Raw genomic sequence first — 14,814 nt, forward strand, 5'->3', positions numbered from 1 at the left:
CCATTCAATACCCATAGGCGTCCGCCGCAAGCAACAGCGGCTTCCTTCAAGTGACCTTATCGGAAATGCCCCGGCAAGTTCTGGTTCCTTTGTTATCGCGGATTTCTGCGCCGTGGCATTTCCGATGAAGGCTTACCACAATATGGCCAGAACCCTTCGTTTTGCTTTGTATGTTACTGATTTGAAGGAATTTTCTTGATTGCAGGGTATCTAAAATCGGAGGACAGAGGTGCAGCCCTTCAACACCAATAGAGATATTTTTGTGGCCTGGATCTGCCCGCCCGCCGTGCGGCTGCGCTTTGGACTTGTATGATGAAAAGGCCAGGATTTTGGGAATTGAATAATAGGAGAGCACGATGAAAAAGAAACTGTTGACGTTAAGTACACTATTTTGCATTTGCAGCATAGTTCTCGCCGGGCAACAACCGGCGATCACTGGCAAGGACCTGCTGGCGAAAATGAATTCGCAGGCCAAAAGCGACAAAGATTATGTCATGGGTTACGTGCAGGCTGTCTATGCCATGTATTTGAGCACCTCCACGCTCGCCTCCGAAAAAGAAATGGAGCCAGTGCTTTCAGCAGCGAAGAAATACCTCGCAGAGAGCAGCACGCAAAAACTGAATCTGCCGGCAAACGTTCTGCTCAGGGAGGCGTTTGACAAATCACTCCCTCTCAAAAAGAAATAATAGCGCGGACTGCCGTGCAGCAAAGCGGCCGCACCCCAACTTCCCGGCGTAGAGAGCTGCGCGGGAAAAACCGGGGATGATCACCGTTTTTTGTAATCTTCCCCCTTTTTGATGCCGGTGCATCCAGAGGAACTCCCCAGTCTTGGCATCCCCAGTTTTTCTTTGTTTTGTGCTTGGCCAAACCGCAGAATTGACAGTTTCCGTATAACCGACTATACAACAATTGACGCAGCGTTTCCCTGCAAATGTTGGCGAAATCAAGGGAAAGCGACGGTATATTGTGACTCGGCGTCATCCCAACCTTCCGTGTCCCTCTCAAGGATCTGCCCATTTGCAGGAGCCGAAATTCGCTCAGAATGCGACGGATTTAGCTTTTGCCGAAAGCCGGACCCCTCTTATAATAGCGGCCAATCCAATTGATGTTCTTCTGACGGCCTACCCTGAGCTATCGGTGGAAGAAACTGTCATCCCCCGCCTGCGGCAGGGCTGGCTCGGAGTGGCACCTGGCACTCCGGGATCTGCTGGGCGCCAGCGAGATCCTCTACGACGGACATCAAGCTGCTATCAGAGGCATGGGCGCGCTGCGAGCCGGAGGATCGAACGAACACCCGCTCCGCCTATCTGAACCCGAACAGCGGCGGGAACACCACTACCACCACCCACGCCCACACCGCGTAGGTGGGCAGGTACGCCGTCTGCCACCGCTCCAGCGGCGTGAACGCCACCCGCCCGGCGAGGAATCGCGCGTAGAGCACGGCGGACCAGCCGAGGTTCACGAGCAGGATGAGGTTCTCGCCCAGCGCGGCGACCTTGTTGGGGCTGAAACCGAACTCGGAGATGCGGCCGACGATGGCCCACAGCGCGATGGCGTCGACGAGCAGGGCGCAGATGACGAGGAGGAGTTGCAAGGCATCGAAGAGGCCCGGCGGCTTCTGCGGGTCCCGGGCCGAAATCGCGTAAAGGACCAGGCCCGCCACTACCACCAGCAGCAGGTCAAAGCCGATGAGCACCTCGCGCCCGACGGCGATGCTGCTCCCGGTCCACGCCATGGTCCCCAGGAACGCCAGCAGCAGGAGGGTGAACAGCGGCGTGAAGATCAGCGTCAGTACCGGCGCCATGTTCTCGATGACGCTCTGCTTGGCCTCCACGAGCCACGCCGCGATGACCACGGCGCCGACGGCGCCGCAGGGCAGAATCCAGGTCACCAGGAGCGGCTCCGGCTTCAGGCCGATGGCGCTGAAGACGAATCCGGTGAGCCCCATCAGCACGCCGCCCCCGAGTGCGATGAGGGCGTAGTAGATGAACCACTCGCCGGAGAAACGCACGTAGTTTATGCGCTGATCGTGATCGCGCCAGCGGCCGCCGACATACGCGTAGCCCGCCGCAAGCCACAGCGCGATGAGCAGGTGCAGCGTCGCGAGGACCTCGGTGTGTGCACGTGATGCGAACGGCATGAGGTTGATCGCCGCGCCCCCCGCCACGAACGGCGCCGCCAGCCACAGTCGGCCCACCGATGCGAGGGACCGCTTCCAGGCGAAGAAGGCCGCCAGGAGCGGGAGCACGAAGAGGCTGAGGTTGCGGACGTAGAACTCCCCCAACTCCTGGTCCATCTGCATCCTCACACCGAACAGCTCCGGGACCTTGATGGCCGCGGCGGCGGCGACCGCCAGGGCGACCGCCACCAGGGCTTCCTTGCCGTCGGCCCCGGCCCCTACGCCGTCGTCGGGCGCGACGACGAGCCGCTTCCAGAGGCGCTCCGAGTGCTCCATGGCAAACTCGCGGGAGATTGCATCAAGCTCTCCGATGCGCTTCACGGCGATGAGGAACGCCTCGTCCTCCGTGAGCCCCGCCTCCACGAGCGCGCTCGCCTGGCTGCGAAGGTGATCCTCCAGCTCGTCCGCGTCCACGGCGTGGATCGCCGGCCGCCGCCGGAGGTACGAGCGCCACTCGGCGACACCTTCCTCCAGCGAGATGCGCGCCCCTTCCTTGAGGTTTTCGATTTTTTGCGACACGAGTCAGCCTCCCTAAAGCACCAGTTTAATTTGATTTGAACATCGTCCGCCGCAGCGCGGTGTCCACTACCTGCCACTGTCGCCGCTGGCTCGCCAGTTCGTCCTCGCCGCTGTCCGTCAGCCGGTAGTACTTGCGCTGCCGCCCGGACTCGGACTGCCCCCAGACGGCCTTCACAAAGCCGTTGCGCTCGAGGCGGTGGAGCACGGGGTACAGCATGCCGTCCGTCCACTGGAGTTCGCCGCCCGACAGCTCGGCCACGCGCTTGATGATCGCGTAGCCGTAGCTCTCGCCCTCGCTGAGGATGGCCAGGATCAGCGGGGTGGCCGAGGCGGCGACGAGGTCCTTGCCGACGTTCATCGGCCCGCCCGTCGAGAGATCAGGGATCGGTACGTTCGGTACATAGAAGTCTTATACATAGTTCTTCTATGTACATCAAGGATAAAGTCGGGACGTCCACCTCGTTTCCGAGTTTTCCTGAATGAGACAAGGCCATCTCGTTTACAACTAGATCAAACAGAGAAACGAGGTGGACGTCCCGGACATTAAGGAAATCCATGCAGACCAACAAAAGTGTCTTTTTGTTTAGATCCAAATTCCGGGTCCCTTTTCTGCCGCCAAGCACGTTTCTGATGCCTTCAATTGCAGTGTTTGTTTTGTTGCACCCGTTATTTGTCGTGGTCCGACCCCAATGCCGCAAAGATTGCTGGATTAAACGAGGTGCACAAGCAGATACGAATTTTCAAAATTATTGACAGAGGTGGAGTATTCTGTCAGTCTCCTATCGACGATCGATGGGGAGACATGAAACAGAATTCGAAACCTGATTTCCTTCCGGGCACGCTCGAAATGCTCGTTTTGAAGACGCTCAGCCGCGGCGCCAACCACGGCTGGGGCATCGCGCAACATATCCAGCAGGTCTCCCAGGGCGCGCTGCGGACCGGCGAAGGCTCGCTCTACCCGGCGCTGCAACGCCTGCTGCTGGACGGGTACGTCGAAGCCGAATGGGGCGCCTCGGAAAACAACCGCCGGGCGCGATACTATCGGATCACGCCGGCGGGCCGCAAACGGCTGGCGGCGGAGAAGCGCAGCTTCGACTCCCTGCTGGCCGCCATAGCGCGAGTAATGGAGGATTCTGCGTGAGACTCCGGAATCGCATACGCTACCTGGCGCGCCGTCGCCGGCTCGACGCCGACCTTGCCGAGGAGCTTCGGCTTCACCGCGAAATGGCGGAGAACGCTGCCCTGCGTGCGGGCGCCACCCCCGAGGGCGCCAGGCGCGAAGCGAACCTGGCATTCGGAAGCGAGGCGATCGCCCTCGAAGACAGCCGCGCCGTGTGGCGTTTTGCCTGGATCGAGTCCGTGGCGCAGGACGTGCGCTTCGCGCTGCGCGGTTTTCGCAGAACCCCGGGCTTCGCGCTGACCGTGATCTGCACGCTGGCCCTGGGGTTGGGAATGCTGGCGACCGCCTTCAGCGTGTTCAACGCCCTGGTGCTGCGGCCTTTCGCGGTGAAGGAACCCTACTCGCTGTATTCGTTCCTCGGCTGGGGTGAGACAAAGGGACAATACCAGACGCGGCCGTTCAGCTGGAGCGCGTTCAAGGATTTCCGCCGGCGGAACGGGGCATTCTCCGATGTCCTGGGTTTCGCCGACGTGGACTCCGGGACGGAGACGATTAAGTCCGTGCAGGCGGTCACGGGCAACTATTTCACCATGCTGGGCGGGCGCATCTGTATGGGCCGCCCGATCCTGGAAAGCGACGACGTGCCGGGCGACACCGTAGCCGTGGCCAGCTTCGCCGCCTGGAAAAGCGTGCTCGGCGCCGACCCCAACGCGGTGGGACGCACAGTGCGGCTCGGCAACAAGCCCGTCGAGGTGGTCGGCGTCGCTTGCCCGGAGTTCAACGGTCTCGAGGAAAGGCGCATCGATTTCTGGGTTTCGCTGCCGCTTTCCGGCGTTTTCGACCTTTCCCGCGGGACGGAGCCCGAGGAGTTGTCCGTGGTGGGACGTCTCAGGCCCGGGATGACGCGGGAAGGCGCCGAGGCGGCATTGGCGGCTTATGGCCGCCAGGTCTATCCCACCTGGCGGTACGGGAAGCAGCCGGAGAGCGCAACGCTTCAGCAGAGCGCGTCCATTTATCAGCTCAACCGGGACAGCATCCAGGTGTTCTTGCCGGTCTTCGCCGCCTTCGGGCTGATCTTACTGATCGCCTGCGCAAACGTTTCCAACATGATGCTGGCGCGCGGACTGGCGCGGCAGCGCGAAATCGGAATCCGCATCGCGCTCGGCGCGGGCCGCGCGAGAATGCTCCGCCAGCTCCTGACGGAGGGGCTGCTGCTGGCGGTTCCGGCCGCGGTGGCGGCCTACTGGGTGGCCCACGGCGTCATCCGGGCCGCGTTCTGGCTTCAAGTTAACGTTCTGCATATAACCAACAACAGATGGCAACTCACGCTCTGGAACAGCGCGCCGGACTGGCGGGTGTTCGTCTTTCTGCTGGGAATCGCCAGCGCAGCAACGCTCGTATTCGGCCTGGTTCCCGCCCTCCACACGCTGCGCTCCCGTCTGGTGGAGGTGAATCGCGGCGAATTCGCCGACTACCGCCCCGCCCGCCTGCGCAGCGCGCTGGTGGTCGCGCAGGTGACGGTGTGCGCGCTGCTCCTGATATCGGCGGGAGTGACGCTGCGCGGTGAACGGCGTATCGTCTCACAAGATGTTGGTGCCGATATGGGCGGAGTCTTCACGATCATGCCCATACGCAGGGTCTCGGATTCCGACCTAATCTCCGGCTCGACAGTGGGCCGAATTATGTTGGAACGGCTGACATCGCTTCCGGAGAAGGAACCGGTGGGCGTTTGCCGCTTCGCTCCGGGGCAAAAGTGGTCACCGAGATGGAAGCAGCCGAAATTCAAGAGCGGAACCCGAATCGCCGGCATACCGTTCAATCGGGTTTCGCCGGAGTACTTCAACATCCTCCGCGTGCCGATTCGCGGGCGGAATTTCTCTACGGAGGAGGCTGAGACCGAAGCGCCGGTGGCGATTGTCAGCGAAGCCGCGGCCCAGCGTCTCTGGTTCCGCGGCGATGCGTTGGGACAGTTGCTGGATCTTTCGGAGCAGGGAGAATCGAAGCCATTGGGTGAACCGCCCTTTCGCTTCGTGCGGGTAGTGGGCGTCGTGCGGGATTCGCGCTTTCTTTTGGATACGGACGGGCCCGATGGACGGGCGCAAGGCGTGGTTTATTTCCCAGCCGGGCTGCGAACACAGAGCTACTCTATGATCATCGTGCGGATGACCGGCGACCCCAATTCCGGGCGCCGCACGCTGGAAAAGGCGCTGAATGAGGTGGTGCGCCTACCTAACGGCGCGTTGAATCCTGTGCAAACGTCGTTGGACAGGTACCTATACCCCTACCGGGCGTTGCTCGCGATCGCCGGATTTCTGGGCGCGCTGGCGCTGGCGCTGACCGTCTCCGGCATTTTCGGCGTGTGCTCGTACACGGTTGCGCAGCGAAGGAAGGAATTCGGAATTCGAATGGCGCTGGGAGCGGGCCAGGCGCGCGTGACAGGCATGGTGCTGTGGCAGTCATTGCGGCTGGTTGCGGTTGGCGCGGGCCTCGGCACGGTGGCAGCGCTGGCGTTGGCGCGGGTGACAGCCCATTACGGCTGGTACCGGGCCGGGATTACCTTCTCCATGACGCAACTCGACGTTTTCGATCCGGCCGGCTATATCGCCGGCGCTCTGGTGGTAATAGCCGCGGCGATCGCTTCAGCGTGGGTGCCGGCAAAACGGGCCGTGAGCGTGGAGCCCGTGCAAACGCTGCGTTGCGATTGAGGAGAGTGACGGGCGCGAAGGGCGGGAAATTGGGGACGTTCAACTCGTTGTCCGTTTTTGACCTGAATCCAAAAAGGACTTGGACACCCATCGTTTGTTTTGGAAAAATGGCTGTCCATTTCTTCGTTGTTAACGTCCGACGAAGATGGGTTTCTCCCAGCACGATCACATGGTTGAGGCAGTCGCGCCGCACCGTCCCAAGTGGGCGCTCAGCGAAAGGATTTGCCAAGGGCTCCGCGGCGCGGTGATGACTTCTTCAATACCCATCGCCTTCACGCGCTCTCTGAAATCTTTCCCGTAGACTCCGTCACGATCCCGCAGCAAAAACCGAGGCTCGGTCCCGTCAGGAAACGCCTGGATAATCTGCTCCGCCGTCCAAAGCGCTGTGGGATGTTCAGTCACGTTGAAGTGTACGACGCGTCGGCGTTGGTGAGCCGGGACAATCAACACAAATAGGACTCGAAACGTCGCCGTGGGCACTACGAGAAAATCGATCGAAACCAGGTCCTTGAGATGATTGTCCAGGAATGCGCGCCAGCTTTGTGATGGCGGTTTCTTCCTCTTCGGCATGCGCCGGGCGACAGTCCGCTCCGAGATGTCCATCCCGAGTTTCAGCAGTTCGCCGTGAATTCGCGGGCTCCCCCAAAGCGGATTGGCCAACGCAATCTTCCGGATCAAATCCCTGATCTCTTTCCCGGTTCCCGGACGGCCGGTGCGGTTTTCTCTCGACCGCCGCGTCCAATAAGGAGCAAACCCTTTCCGATGCCATCGAACGACCGTATCCGGCTTAACGACGATCAACGATTCCTGCCAGTTTTTCCACATTCGGGAGAGCCAGAGCCAGAATAGCCGATCCGTTTTCCGCAGGCGCCGGCGGGGGTGAGTCCGAGCCAGAATAGCAAGCTGTTGTCGCAGGGCTAGGTTTTCGAGGGCCAATTCGCGTCGATCCCTGAACAGACATCTGAGAGAGGCTATCAGATAAAAGAGGGTTTCCATCATGGATGCCAAGGCTGCCAGCTTGAGACAAAAACGTCAACGTTTTCAATGCGGACGGGGTTTTGGCAAAGGACGGGTGACCCAAATGGTCACAGACAATGAATACCGCCTGAACCAAACGCCCACAATTGACGCAGGAGGTTTCTACGACCCTGCACGGAGGTGACATCATGAAAAAAAGACCATCAGTGTTCTTTGCCGTCTTGAGCATCGTCGTAATTGCCTTTCCGACTATCTGCTCCGCACAAGTTTTTGGTGCTGGAGCAGGAGCTGAATCTCAGAACTCCAAGCCAAGGCTCGACCTTAACCGGGAGTCCGTACTCACGGTGAATTTGAGAGAGGATTTGGTGGAGATCTCGCCAGGCGGGGGAATCCGCTCCGCATCTGGTGGAGGTGGCGGGGTAGGGGGGCTGAAGGTTGGCCACACGAGCAAGTCGGGATTTGGATTGAACGGATTGCTGATTGGTGTGGATGCTAAACTCGCGCAGTTGGATGCAAATGGCATGGTGTTTGAAATAACAATTACTGACAGGAATATCAGCCGAGTGCTATTGACCAAAACTCTGCCGCTGAAGAACTACGAAGAAGGCATTGTAGAACTGGCTACCAGCGTTGCCAGTGAAAAGAGGCTTGCTGTTCGGCTCATTCCAACAATTCAAGTAAAAGATCCTGTGTTGGATTATCCTGCGTTGATAAAGACATTTGGGTCTTCCGACAGCATGTGGAACAAGAACTATAACGAACTCCTTAACAGAGGTGGAGGACTATCCAGCATTGAAGATTTAAACGGGAGGATTCTCCAGTTTGTGAGTTTCTAGAGCCCGGTGACGGGGCTCCTGTTGCTCTCATATCGTCCGTTCCCTGGGGCGGTGGTTGCAGGGTACATTCAAGGGAAAAAATTAATCTTCGAATGGGGCGGTGATGTATATGAATGGACTTCGATAGACCAGCCATTCTTGCCTGATGGCAGATGGGCGGTGTACGTTTGGCAGGCGGATCCCACGCCTGCGCCAACGAACTCCGTAGGAGCCTTTTCATCCGATCCGGGCAATCTGTCCGGATACGTAGCCAGATATCACGACCGCATCAAGAAATAGACGTTTCGCGCGCCGTCCCCTTCCCGTGTAAGAGGTCGGGAAGGGGATTGGGTCTTCCTGTTCCACTTGCCAGCCTTTTGAGGCTTCGAGAGATTGAATCTCATCTGAGAGATCAGGTCAAGCAGTGAGTTCTAAGGTCTGCTACTGCACGAGGCAGGACTGTATAAACTCATGGCATCAGGGAAAGGTGCGCCTATAGGGATCTCGACCGACGAGAATTCCTGAACTGCATCTGCAATACACTGACTGTGCCGGGCACATAGGAAGGACAAGCTGGCTACTGTTCTCACCCTCCGGGCGCACCCCCCTGCAGGCAGGCCCCTCCACTGCTGATAAGATGCAATATCCGAACCGGGAAGAACCCGGCTGGAAGGGAATCTCCAGAAGGCCGTCTTTCAATCGGCATCTCATTCGCACTCTCATCGAAAATATGCGGCATTGGGCCGGAAGCCGGCGCTCCCGGGGAGAAAAATCGCTAAAATTGCGGCCGCTGAGTTAAGATGGGGGTGGCTTCACATGCGATGCATCGTCGCGGTTTCTTACTCCAGGCGGCATAGGACTTGGCATTGGAGGTTTCGATCCCATGAGACGATTGATTCGCCCCCTGATAGTATGCCTGGTAGGCGCATGCTTTGCCTTCCTGCCGCCCGTCCCTCCAGTGGAATTGAAGATGGTTGACCGCTTCCCGGCGGATATGGCAAAAAAGGTAAATCCGGACACGCACCTGCAGCTTACCTTCCAGAGTGCGCCCACCTTAGGCAATTCGGGGCAGATCAGAATTTATGACGCGGCAGACGGACGACTGGTCGATCTCCTTGATGTAAGCATTCCGCCGGGGCCGACGGCGCCGACCCCTGCCCCTTCGGCAATCTATACGCCCGTCCCCTATCAATATGTCCCAGGTCACTTTACGAATGCCAATACAAAACCGGGAACTCCTTCGGGCGCTGCGGTCCCGACCTCGGACAAATATCAGCTGACCATCATCGGAGGCTTCAGCGACGCCTTTCATTTTTACCCGGTGATCATCCACGACAAAACAGCAACTGTCTACCCACACAACAATCTCATGGAATATGGCAGAACATTTTACGTGAAGGTGGATCCGGGAGTGCTGATCTTGAAGGACAACAGCTTCACTGGGATCATTGGGAAAACCGGCTGGAGATTCACAACGCGAGAGTCGCCGCCGTCTGCCGGTTCTGACAGATTTTCGGTCAGCGCGGATGGCACCGCGGATTTCAACACCGTGCAGGGCGCCATGGATTTCATTCCGGACTATAATCCCAAACCGGTCACCATCTTCGTCAAGAACGGAGCGTATGAAGAAATTGTATATTTTCGCAACAAGGCCAATCTCACGATCGTCGGTGAAGACCGGGACAAGGTGATGGTTTTTTATGCCAACAACGAAGTTTTCAATCCACATCCCGAGAACGTCAGAACGAATGAGATGCCCGGAACGTTTCCGTCACGCCGAGCAGCCTTTGCGGTGGATCACTGCAGGAGAATTCATCTCGTAAATCTAACGATTAAGACGACCGCGTTCGGCCAGGCTGAAGGCCTGCTTCTGAATGGCGAGGAGATCATCGTCAGCAATGTCAACATCGTCGGCTCGGGTGATGCCCTGCAATCGAACGGCTCGGCCTACTTCGTCGATTCCCGCATTCTGGGTGACGGGGACACCATACTCGGGCGCGGGCCTGCGTTTTTCAAGAACTGCGAGTTGAGTTCCGTGGGCCCCTTCATGTGGATCCGCAACACCTCTGACAACCACGGCAACGTTTTCGTGGACTGCAAATTTCAAACGAGGGGAAACCAAAAAACGGTGATTGCCCGGGCTCCAACCAATGGCGGCAAGAATTATCCCTATAGCGAAGCCGTGTTGATCAATTGCGCACTTGAAGGAATCGATCCCGCCGGCTGGGGACCAATTGGCGGTGATGCGTCGAGTATTCACTATTGGGAATATAACAGCACCGGCTTGAATGATGGAAAACCGGTTGACGTCGGTCTGCGTCACCCGGTTTCGCGGCAGCTGATCATGAAAAAGGATGCCGCGATCATCGCCCGCTACCGGGATCCGGCTTACGTGCTTGGCGGATGGAATCCGACAATGCCTCCGGTGATTCTGGGGCAGCCGGAATCAGTAACGGCAAAAACAGGACAGAGGGCTGTTTTCCGCATCAAAGTAGCGGCTATTCCGGAAGCAAGCTATCAGTGGTTAAAAAATGGCAAACCGATCAGCGGTGCAACGAAGGCAACACTGACCTTGGAGAAGGTAAGCCTCAAAGATGCAGTCGCCTATACGGTTGTCGCAAAGAATGGTTTCGGAAAAGCTACAAGCAGCAAGGCGATGTTAAAGGTGAAGTGACCTTGCGCATCGACGCCATGCCTGACGCGGGGCACAGGGGCAGCGTCCGAGAGACTAGCCTCTTGGCGAAGGGGGGCGACTCGAGCTATGCGGAGAAGAACAATTGCGATCGGACGGATCTCATGTCAACTTCCGGGAAAATGTCTGCCGAGATCTCGTCCGGGGAAGGATTGTTACTCTCACCAGGAGGGCAGGATACCGAATTGTTGCACACCTCACCATAGGCGGGAGGGAATAGGCTACCTGGTTGTACTGTCCCGGCAATGCACGCGTGGTTCTGGCTGAAGACGTAACCGGGGGACAGTATAACCAGGAACCATCTCCGACTTCGGAATAGGTGGCCAACTGGGTCCGGTGCACGCAGCGAGCACTCTACGCGGTTCATCATCGGTACGGCAACCAGCTTGCCATAGGCGTCTCGGGGGCCTGACCCGATGGTAACTGCGACGTATGGTCCCGGGCAGAAGGTTTGAATTCAACCGGCCACTTCCCGTCGATCCGATTGGCTGCCGGCACAGGGTGTCCGACGGCAAAGCGAGGATCTTGTCGGGCGTCGGAGGGCTTTCACGGGCGGGTCCCGACGCTCCAGGAGGGGGCAGCCAGGTTAGCTACGCGAGATGTATTCCGAGGTTTCGGCGCCTGTCTCCAGAACTCCTTGCAGATCACCGTTTTTGCCAGCGTTCGAGGAGGTAGCCCAGGGTAAGTCTGATCGGTTGATCCACTTTTTGAGAGGACAAGTCGAATTGCCATTGAAGCGCGGCATTGACGGCGCTCTCGTCGAGCATAGGATGGCCTTTCAGGACAACGGCTTTGGCTGGCTTTCCGGTCGCGGGATCGATCCATAGTTCCAAGCTAACGTATTGCTCAACTCGTGCGCGCTGTGCCAACCTCGGATACTCTGGCACCACATAGTTGATGAAATGGAAATTCTCCGCATCCATCAGTTTAACTGATCCTTGGGGCGCATTGATGTCTGTTTGATTTAGAATCAGAAGCTTTGTACGCGCAGAATGTGGATCACAGAACGGTTCGTTCGAGCGCTCCTTCCGTCCGCAGTATCTAAGAAAAGCCATATCATATTTGCCGCTCAGAAGGTCGGGAACCAGGGATTCGCCAAAGCGCCGCAGCTCGCCATTTTGTTTTTCAGAGATATTAAAAAATATGGGTGCCTCGCCAAACGCGGCCTTTTGCACAAGATTGGATAGATCATAAAGGGCGGCAAGTCCTGGCGCTTCCTTTTTGAGACGGTCCAAGTCGACTCTATCTCGAGACGGCAGAAGGTGAATCCTCTCCTTGCCGCTGCAGCTCGCAACAATACTAATTCTGGACAAATCGAGGACGGCCGACTGATTGTGTTCATAGTCCGCTGGAAAGAAACAGGGATTGAGGTCGCCCACCAATTTCAATGGGGTCATGTCCTTCATTGTTGCTTCGACGGCCTTGACGTCCAGGGCACCGACCTTAATGTTCCGAATGATTACGTCGCCCTTTTTCGCTCGAACATCGAGGATGTAGTCAGACCAAAGCGGCGAATAATCATGAAATACGATATAGAAATAATCCAATTTCGGTGCCTTTGCCTTTGATACATCTTTCCCTCCGAGGTGCTGCGGGCAAACGCAGCATAGACACAGCATGGAAGCCACGACGGTTCTGCGCAATGGTAAGTACACGTTCGCTCCTGAATTACAGGCATTATCTCGCCGCCGCGAATCCCTGCAAAGAAAAAAGGTAGGCGGCCATGGCCGCTTCCCTTCCTACAACGCCGACTCTTGGCCAGCCTTTGCTGTCGACCAATCTGTTGAGTTCTTCCTGATTCCTCTCTTGAATCATGAACTTGAACTTCCACAACGCCTCGACGACGGTGGATTTCATGCCGACCTTTCTCCCGGCAATGCCGATTTCCCTAAAGAAGGCCTGGGCCCACACCCGCAATCTCCACAAGGCTTTGGCATAGGCAATATCCTTATAGGGCTCTTTCGGCTTCGCGTTGAGGGCGGCGATGAACTTATCCTCGAATTCCCCCCATCTGCAACAAGAGGTAGGTGAGCAAGAAAACTGGATCCGGGAACACAGGTTGGCTATAAAATGCTGCCTAGCTGGGGCCGAAGCCCCAATGTTAACATTATTGGAACGATTTTCCGGTTTGAGTTCTCGGTCGGGCTGAAAAGGGTGTCCAACGGTTGTTATCAGCGCCCGAAGAGCGCCTTGGAGTGCGGTGCCCAGGCGCCGCCTTCATGGCGGTACGGCGATAGAAACACTGAAGTTGCGATCAATTCGCTTTCAAAGCGGCGGCAGGCCGCCGCACTTCAAAGGCGCCTTCGGCGCCACTGCTACTTCACCTTTAAAAACTTGCTGCCCACCTTGCCGGCGGCCGGATCCAAGACAACGATCTTGAGGACCTCCTTCGGAACCTTGAGAGGAACCGTCGCGGCAAAAGGGATGCCCCAGCGCTTGACTTCGGCGTAATCGCCCTCGCCCAATTTCAGATTGATCTCACCGTTCTCCGAACCGAGGTCATTCCCTTTGGAGTCCGCATAGACGATCCCCACGCGTAGCCGGACCGAGTGCAAGTCCCCGACCGTCTTGAAATGAACGGAGGAGGAATCGATTTTCAAGCGCACCCGTATCTGCGGCATGCCGTCAGGGCCGGTTTCCTTCCCGGTGGCTGCCTGGAAAAACACGGCATGCAGTTCATACGAGTTGGAGGCTGCCATGGAAATGACCTTGTTTTCCAATGCGGTTTTAAATTCCTCGCAGTCAAACAGGGTTGCGGTCGATTCGATTGCATTCCGGCTGACAGATGAGGCGAGCCGATAGTAACCGCTGCGGGCTTGCACCTTGCAGCCGGGACACGGTCTGGCACCACTCAGTTTCACCTGCAACTGGTGAAAACCCTCACCACCGCGGGCCTCCAACGGTGTGAAGCCAAGCGTATACTGCAGTTTCAGATTGTTAATTGCCGTTTCGAACGCTTGGGACAGCTTGCCGCCGCTCCCCAGATTGAAAACCGTGCCCCCGGTTTCCCTTGCAATCCGTTCGATGAGGCCTGGTATCGTGAGATTGGTGTTTGGCAAGACCTTTGCCTCGTCCAACGGCATTCCGTTTACAGAAAATTTCGCCCGGCCGACGAATCCGTTATCGCCTAAAGTCTTGATGTTGAAAAGAGTGACCGAAGCCGTCAACATCTCCTGTAACGTTTCCGGCGCGGTATAGTGCGACATTTCCGAATAATCATCGGAGATCAGGATAATAGCGTGCCGTCGATCCGGCGCTGCTTCTCGCAAGTAACGCGCCGACACTGCCAGCGCATCATAAATATTCGTGCCCGTGTCGAGTTCGAGTCTGCCGATTTTGTCGACTACCTGGCCGTGATCCGAGGTGAGATTCGTGAGCCGTACCGGACAGAGGCCGAGTGAGAAAAGTACGACCTGGTCCTCCGGCTTTAGCAGAGCGAGTGCCGCCAGCGCGGCAGTACGCAGTTCCTTCAAATACCGGCTGATGCTCGGGCTGCAATCGACTACAAGGGCCACGGCCAGAGGGAGCTGGTCGCGCGACAGATGGGTGATCTCCTGGAGGACTCCGTTATCATAGATCGCGAAATCAGGGATCTGCAGTCCGTCGACGATGGTGCCCCGGCTGTCGCGCACAGTGGCATCGACAGTGACCAGGGCTACGTCAACTTTCAGTTTATAGTTATCTCGAACTCCCTGGCCGCTGCGCTGAAGGCATGGATTTCCAACCGCAGGACTGCCCACAGATGAGCCAGAAATCGCCAAACTCAACAACGATAAAGCCCATCGAGACCATTTCATAGTCAGGCC

The 14,814-nt window shown here is 57.6% G+C and carries 12 protein-coding genes; 7 read left to right on the forward strand and 5 right to left on the reverse strand.

All coding sequences use genetic code 11. From position 1 onward, the window contains the following. Both LAP85_25985 and LAP85_25990 read left to right on the forward strand, forming a co-directional pair. A partial coding sequence (locus LAP85_25985) for a hypothetical protein (GenBank protein MBZ5499863.1) occupies window positions 1-199 on the forward strand: 199 nt, incomplete at its 5' end. A 157-nt stretch (window positions 200-356) separates the two neighbouring features. Further along, the gene (locus tag LAP85_25990; GenBank protein ID MBZ5499864.1) at window positions 357-686 is read left to right on the forward strand and encodes a hypothetical protein; all 330 of its coding nucleotides are present in this window, start codon (window positions 357-359) and stop codon (window positions 684-686) included. 617 nt (window positions 687-1,303) lie between these two features. Here LAP85_25990 and LAP85_25995 read toward each other — a convergent pair. Both LAP85_25995 and LAP85_26000 read right to left on the reverse strand, forming a co-directional pair. Continuing rightward, the gene (locus LAP85_25995; GenBank protein ID MBZ5499865.1) at window positions 1,304-2,659 is read right to left on the reverse strand and encodes a permease prefix domain 1-containing protein; all 1,356 of its coding nucleotides are present in this window, start codon (window positions 2,657-2,659) and stop codon (window positions 1,304-1,306) included. 64 nt (window positions 2,660-2,723) lie between these two features. Beyond that, on the reverse strand, window positions 2,724-3,056 hold the full coding sequence (locus LAP85_26000; GenBank protein ID MBZ5499866.1) for a helix-turn-helix transcriptional regulator: 333 nt from the start codon (window positions 3,054-3,056) through the stop codon (window positions 2,724-2,726). Window positions 3,057-3,500: 444 nt separating this feature from the next. On the opposite strand from LAP85_26000, the gene LAP85_26005 reads away from it, so the two are divergent. Next, complete coding sequence (locus LAP85_26005; protein ID MBZ5499867.1) at window positions 3,501-3,839, forward strand: PadR family transcriptional regulator; 339 nt, start codon at window positions 3,501-3,503, stop codon at window positions 3,837-3,839. After that, on the forward strand, window positions 3,836-6,523 hold the full coding sequence (locus tag LAP85_26010) for an ADOP family duplicated permease (GenBank protein ID MBZ5499868.1): 2,688 nt from the start codon (window positions 3,836-3,838) through the stop codon (window positions 6,521-6,523). The genes LAP85_26005 and LAP85_26010 overlap by 4 nt, the downstream gene beginning before the upstream one ends. A gap of 165 nt (window positions 6,524-6,688) precedes the next feature. On the opposite strand, the gene LAP85_26015 is transcribed toward LAP85_26010, so the two are convergent. Further along, window positions 6,689-7,348, reverse strand: coding sequence for a hypothetical protein (locus LAP85_26015; protein MBZ5499869.1), 660 nt, complete (start codon window positions 7,346-7,348; stop codon window positions 6,689-6,691). Window positions 7,349-7,689: 341 nt separating this feature from the next. Between LAP85_26015 and LAP85_26020 the strand changes: the two genes are divergently transcribed. Further along, window positions 7,690-8,337 carry a hypothetical protein gene (locus tag LAP85_26020; GenBank protein MBZ5499870.1) on the forward strand — a complete coding sequence of 216 codons (648 nt, stop codon included), beginning with the start codon at window positions 7,690-7,692 and terminating at the stop codon, window positions 8,335-8,337. A gap of 862 nt (window positions 8,338-9,199) precedes the next feature. Continuing rightward, on the forward strand, window positions 9,200-10,990 hold the full coding sequence (locus LAP85_26025; GenBank protein MBZ5499871.1) for an immunoglobulin domain-containing protein: 1,791 nt from the start codon (window positions 9,200-9,202) through the stop codon (window positions 10,988-10,990). A gap of 662 nt (window positions 10,991-11,652) precedes the next feature. Here LAP85_26025 and LAP85_26030 read toward each other — a convergent pair. Further along, window positions 11,653-12,555, reverse strand: a complete 903-nt coding sequence (locus LAP85_26030) for an energy transducer TonB (GenBank protein MBZ5499872.1) — start codon at window positions 12,553-12,555, stop codon at window positions 11,653-11,655. A 70-nt stretch (window positions 12,556-12,625) separates the two neighbouring features. On the opposite strand from LAP85_26030, the gene LAP85_26035 reads away from it, so the two are divergent. Beyond that, the gene (locus LAP85_26035; GenBank protein MBZ5499873.1) at window positions 12,626-13,039 is read left to right on the forward strand and encodes a hypothetical protein; all 414 of its coding nucleotides are present in this window, start codon (window positions 12,626-12,628) and stop codon (window positions 13,037-13,039) included. Between the two features lie 284 nt (window positions 13,040-13,323). Here the strand turns inward: LAP85_26035 and LAP85_26040 are convergent, their stop codons facing one another. Then, complete coding sequence (locus tag LAP85_26040; GenBank protein ID MBZ5499874.1) at window positions 13,324-14,805, reverse strand: VWA domain-containing protein; 1,482 nt, start codon at window positions 14,803-14,805, stop codon at window positions 13,324-13,326. Window positions 14,806-14,814: the final 9 nt, after the last annotated feature.

Source organism: Terriglobia bacterium (assembly GCA_020072565.1).
GTDB lineage: Bacteria > Acidobacteriota > UBA6911 > UBA6911 > UBA6911 > JAFNAG01.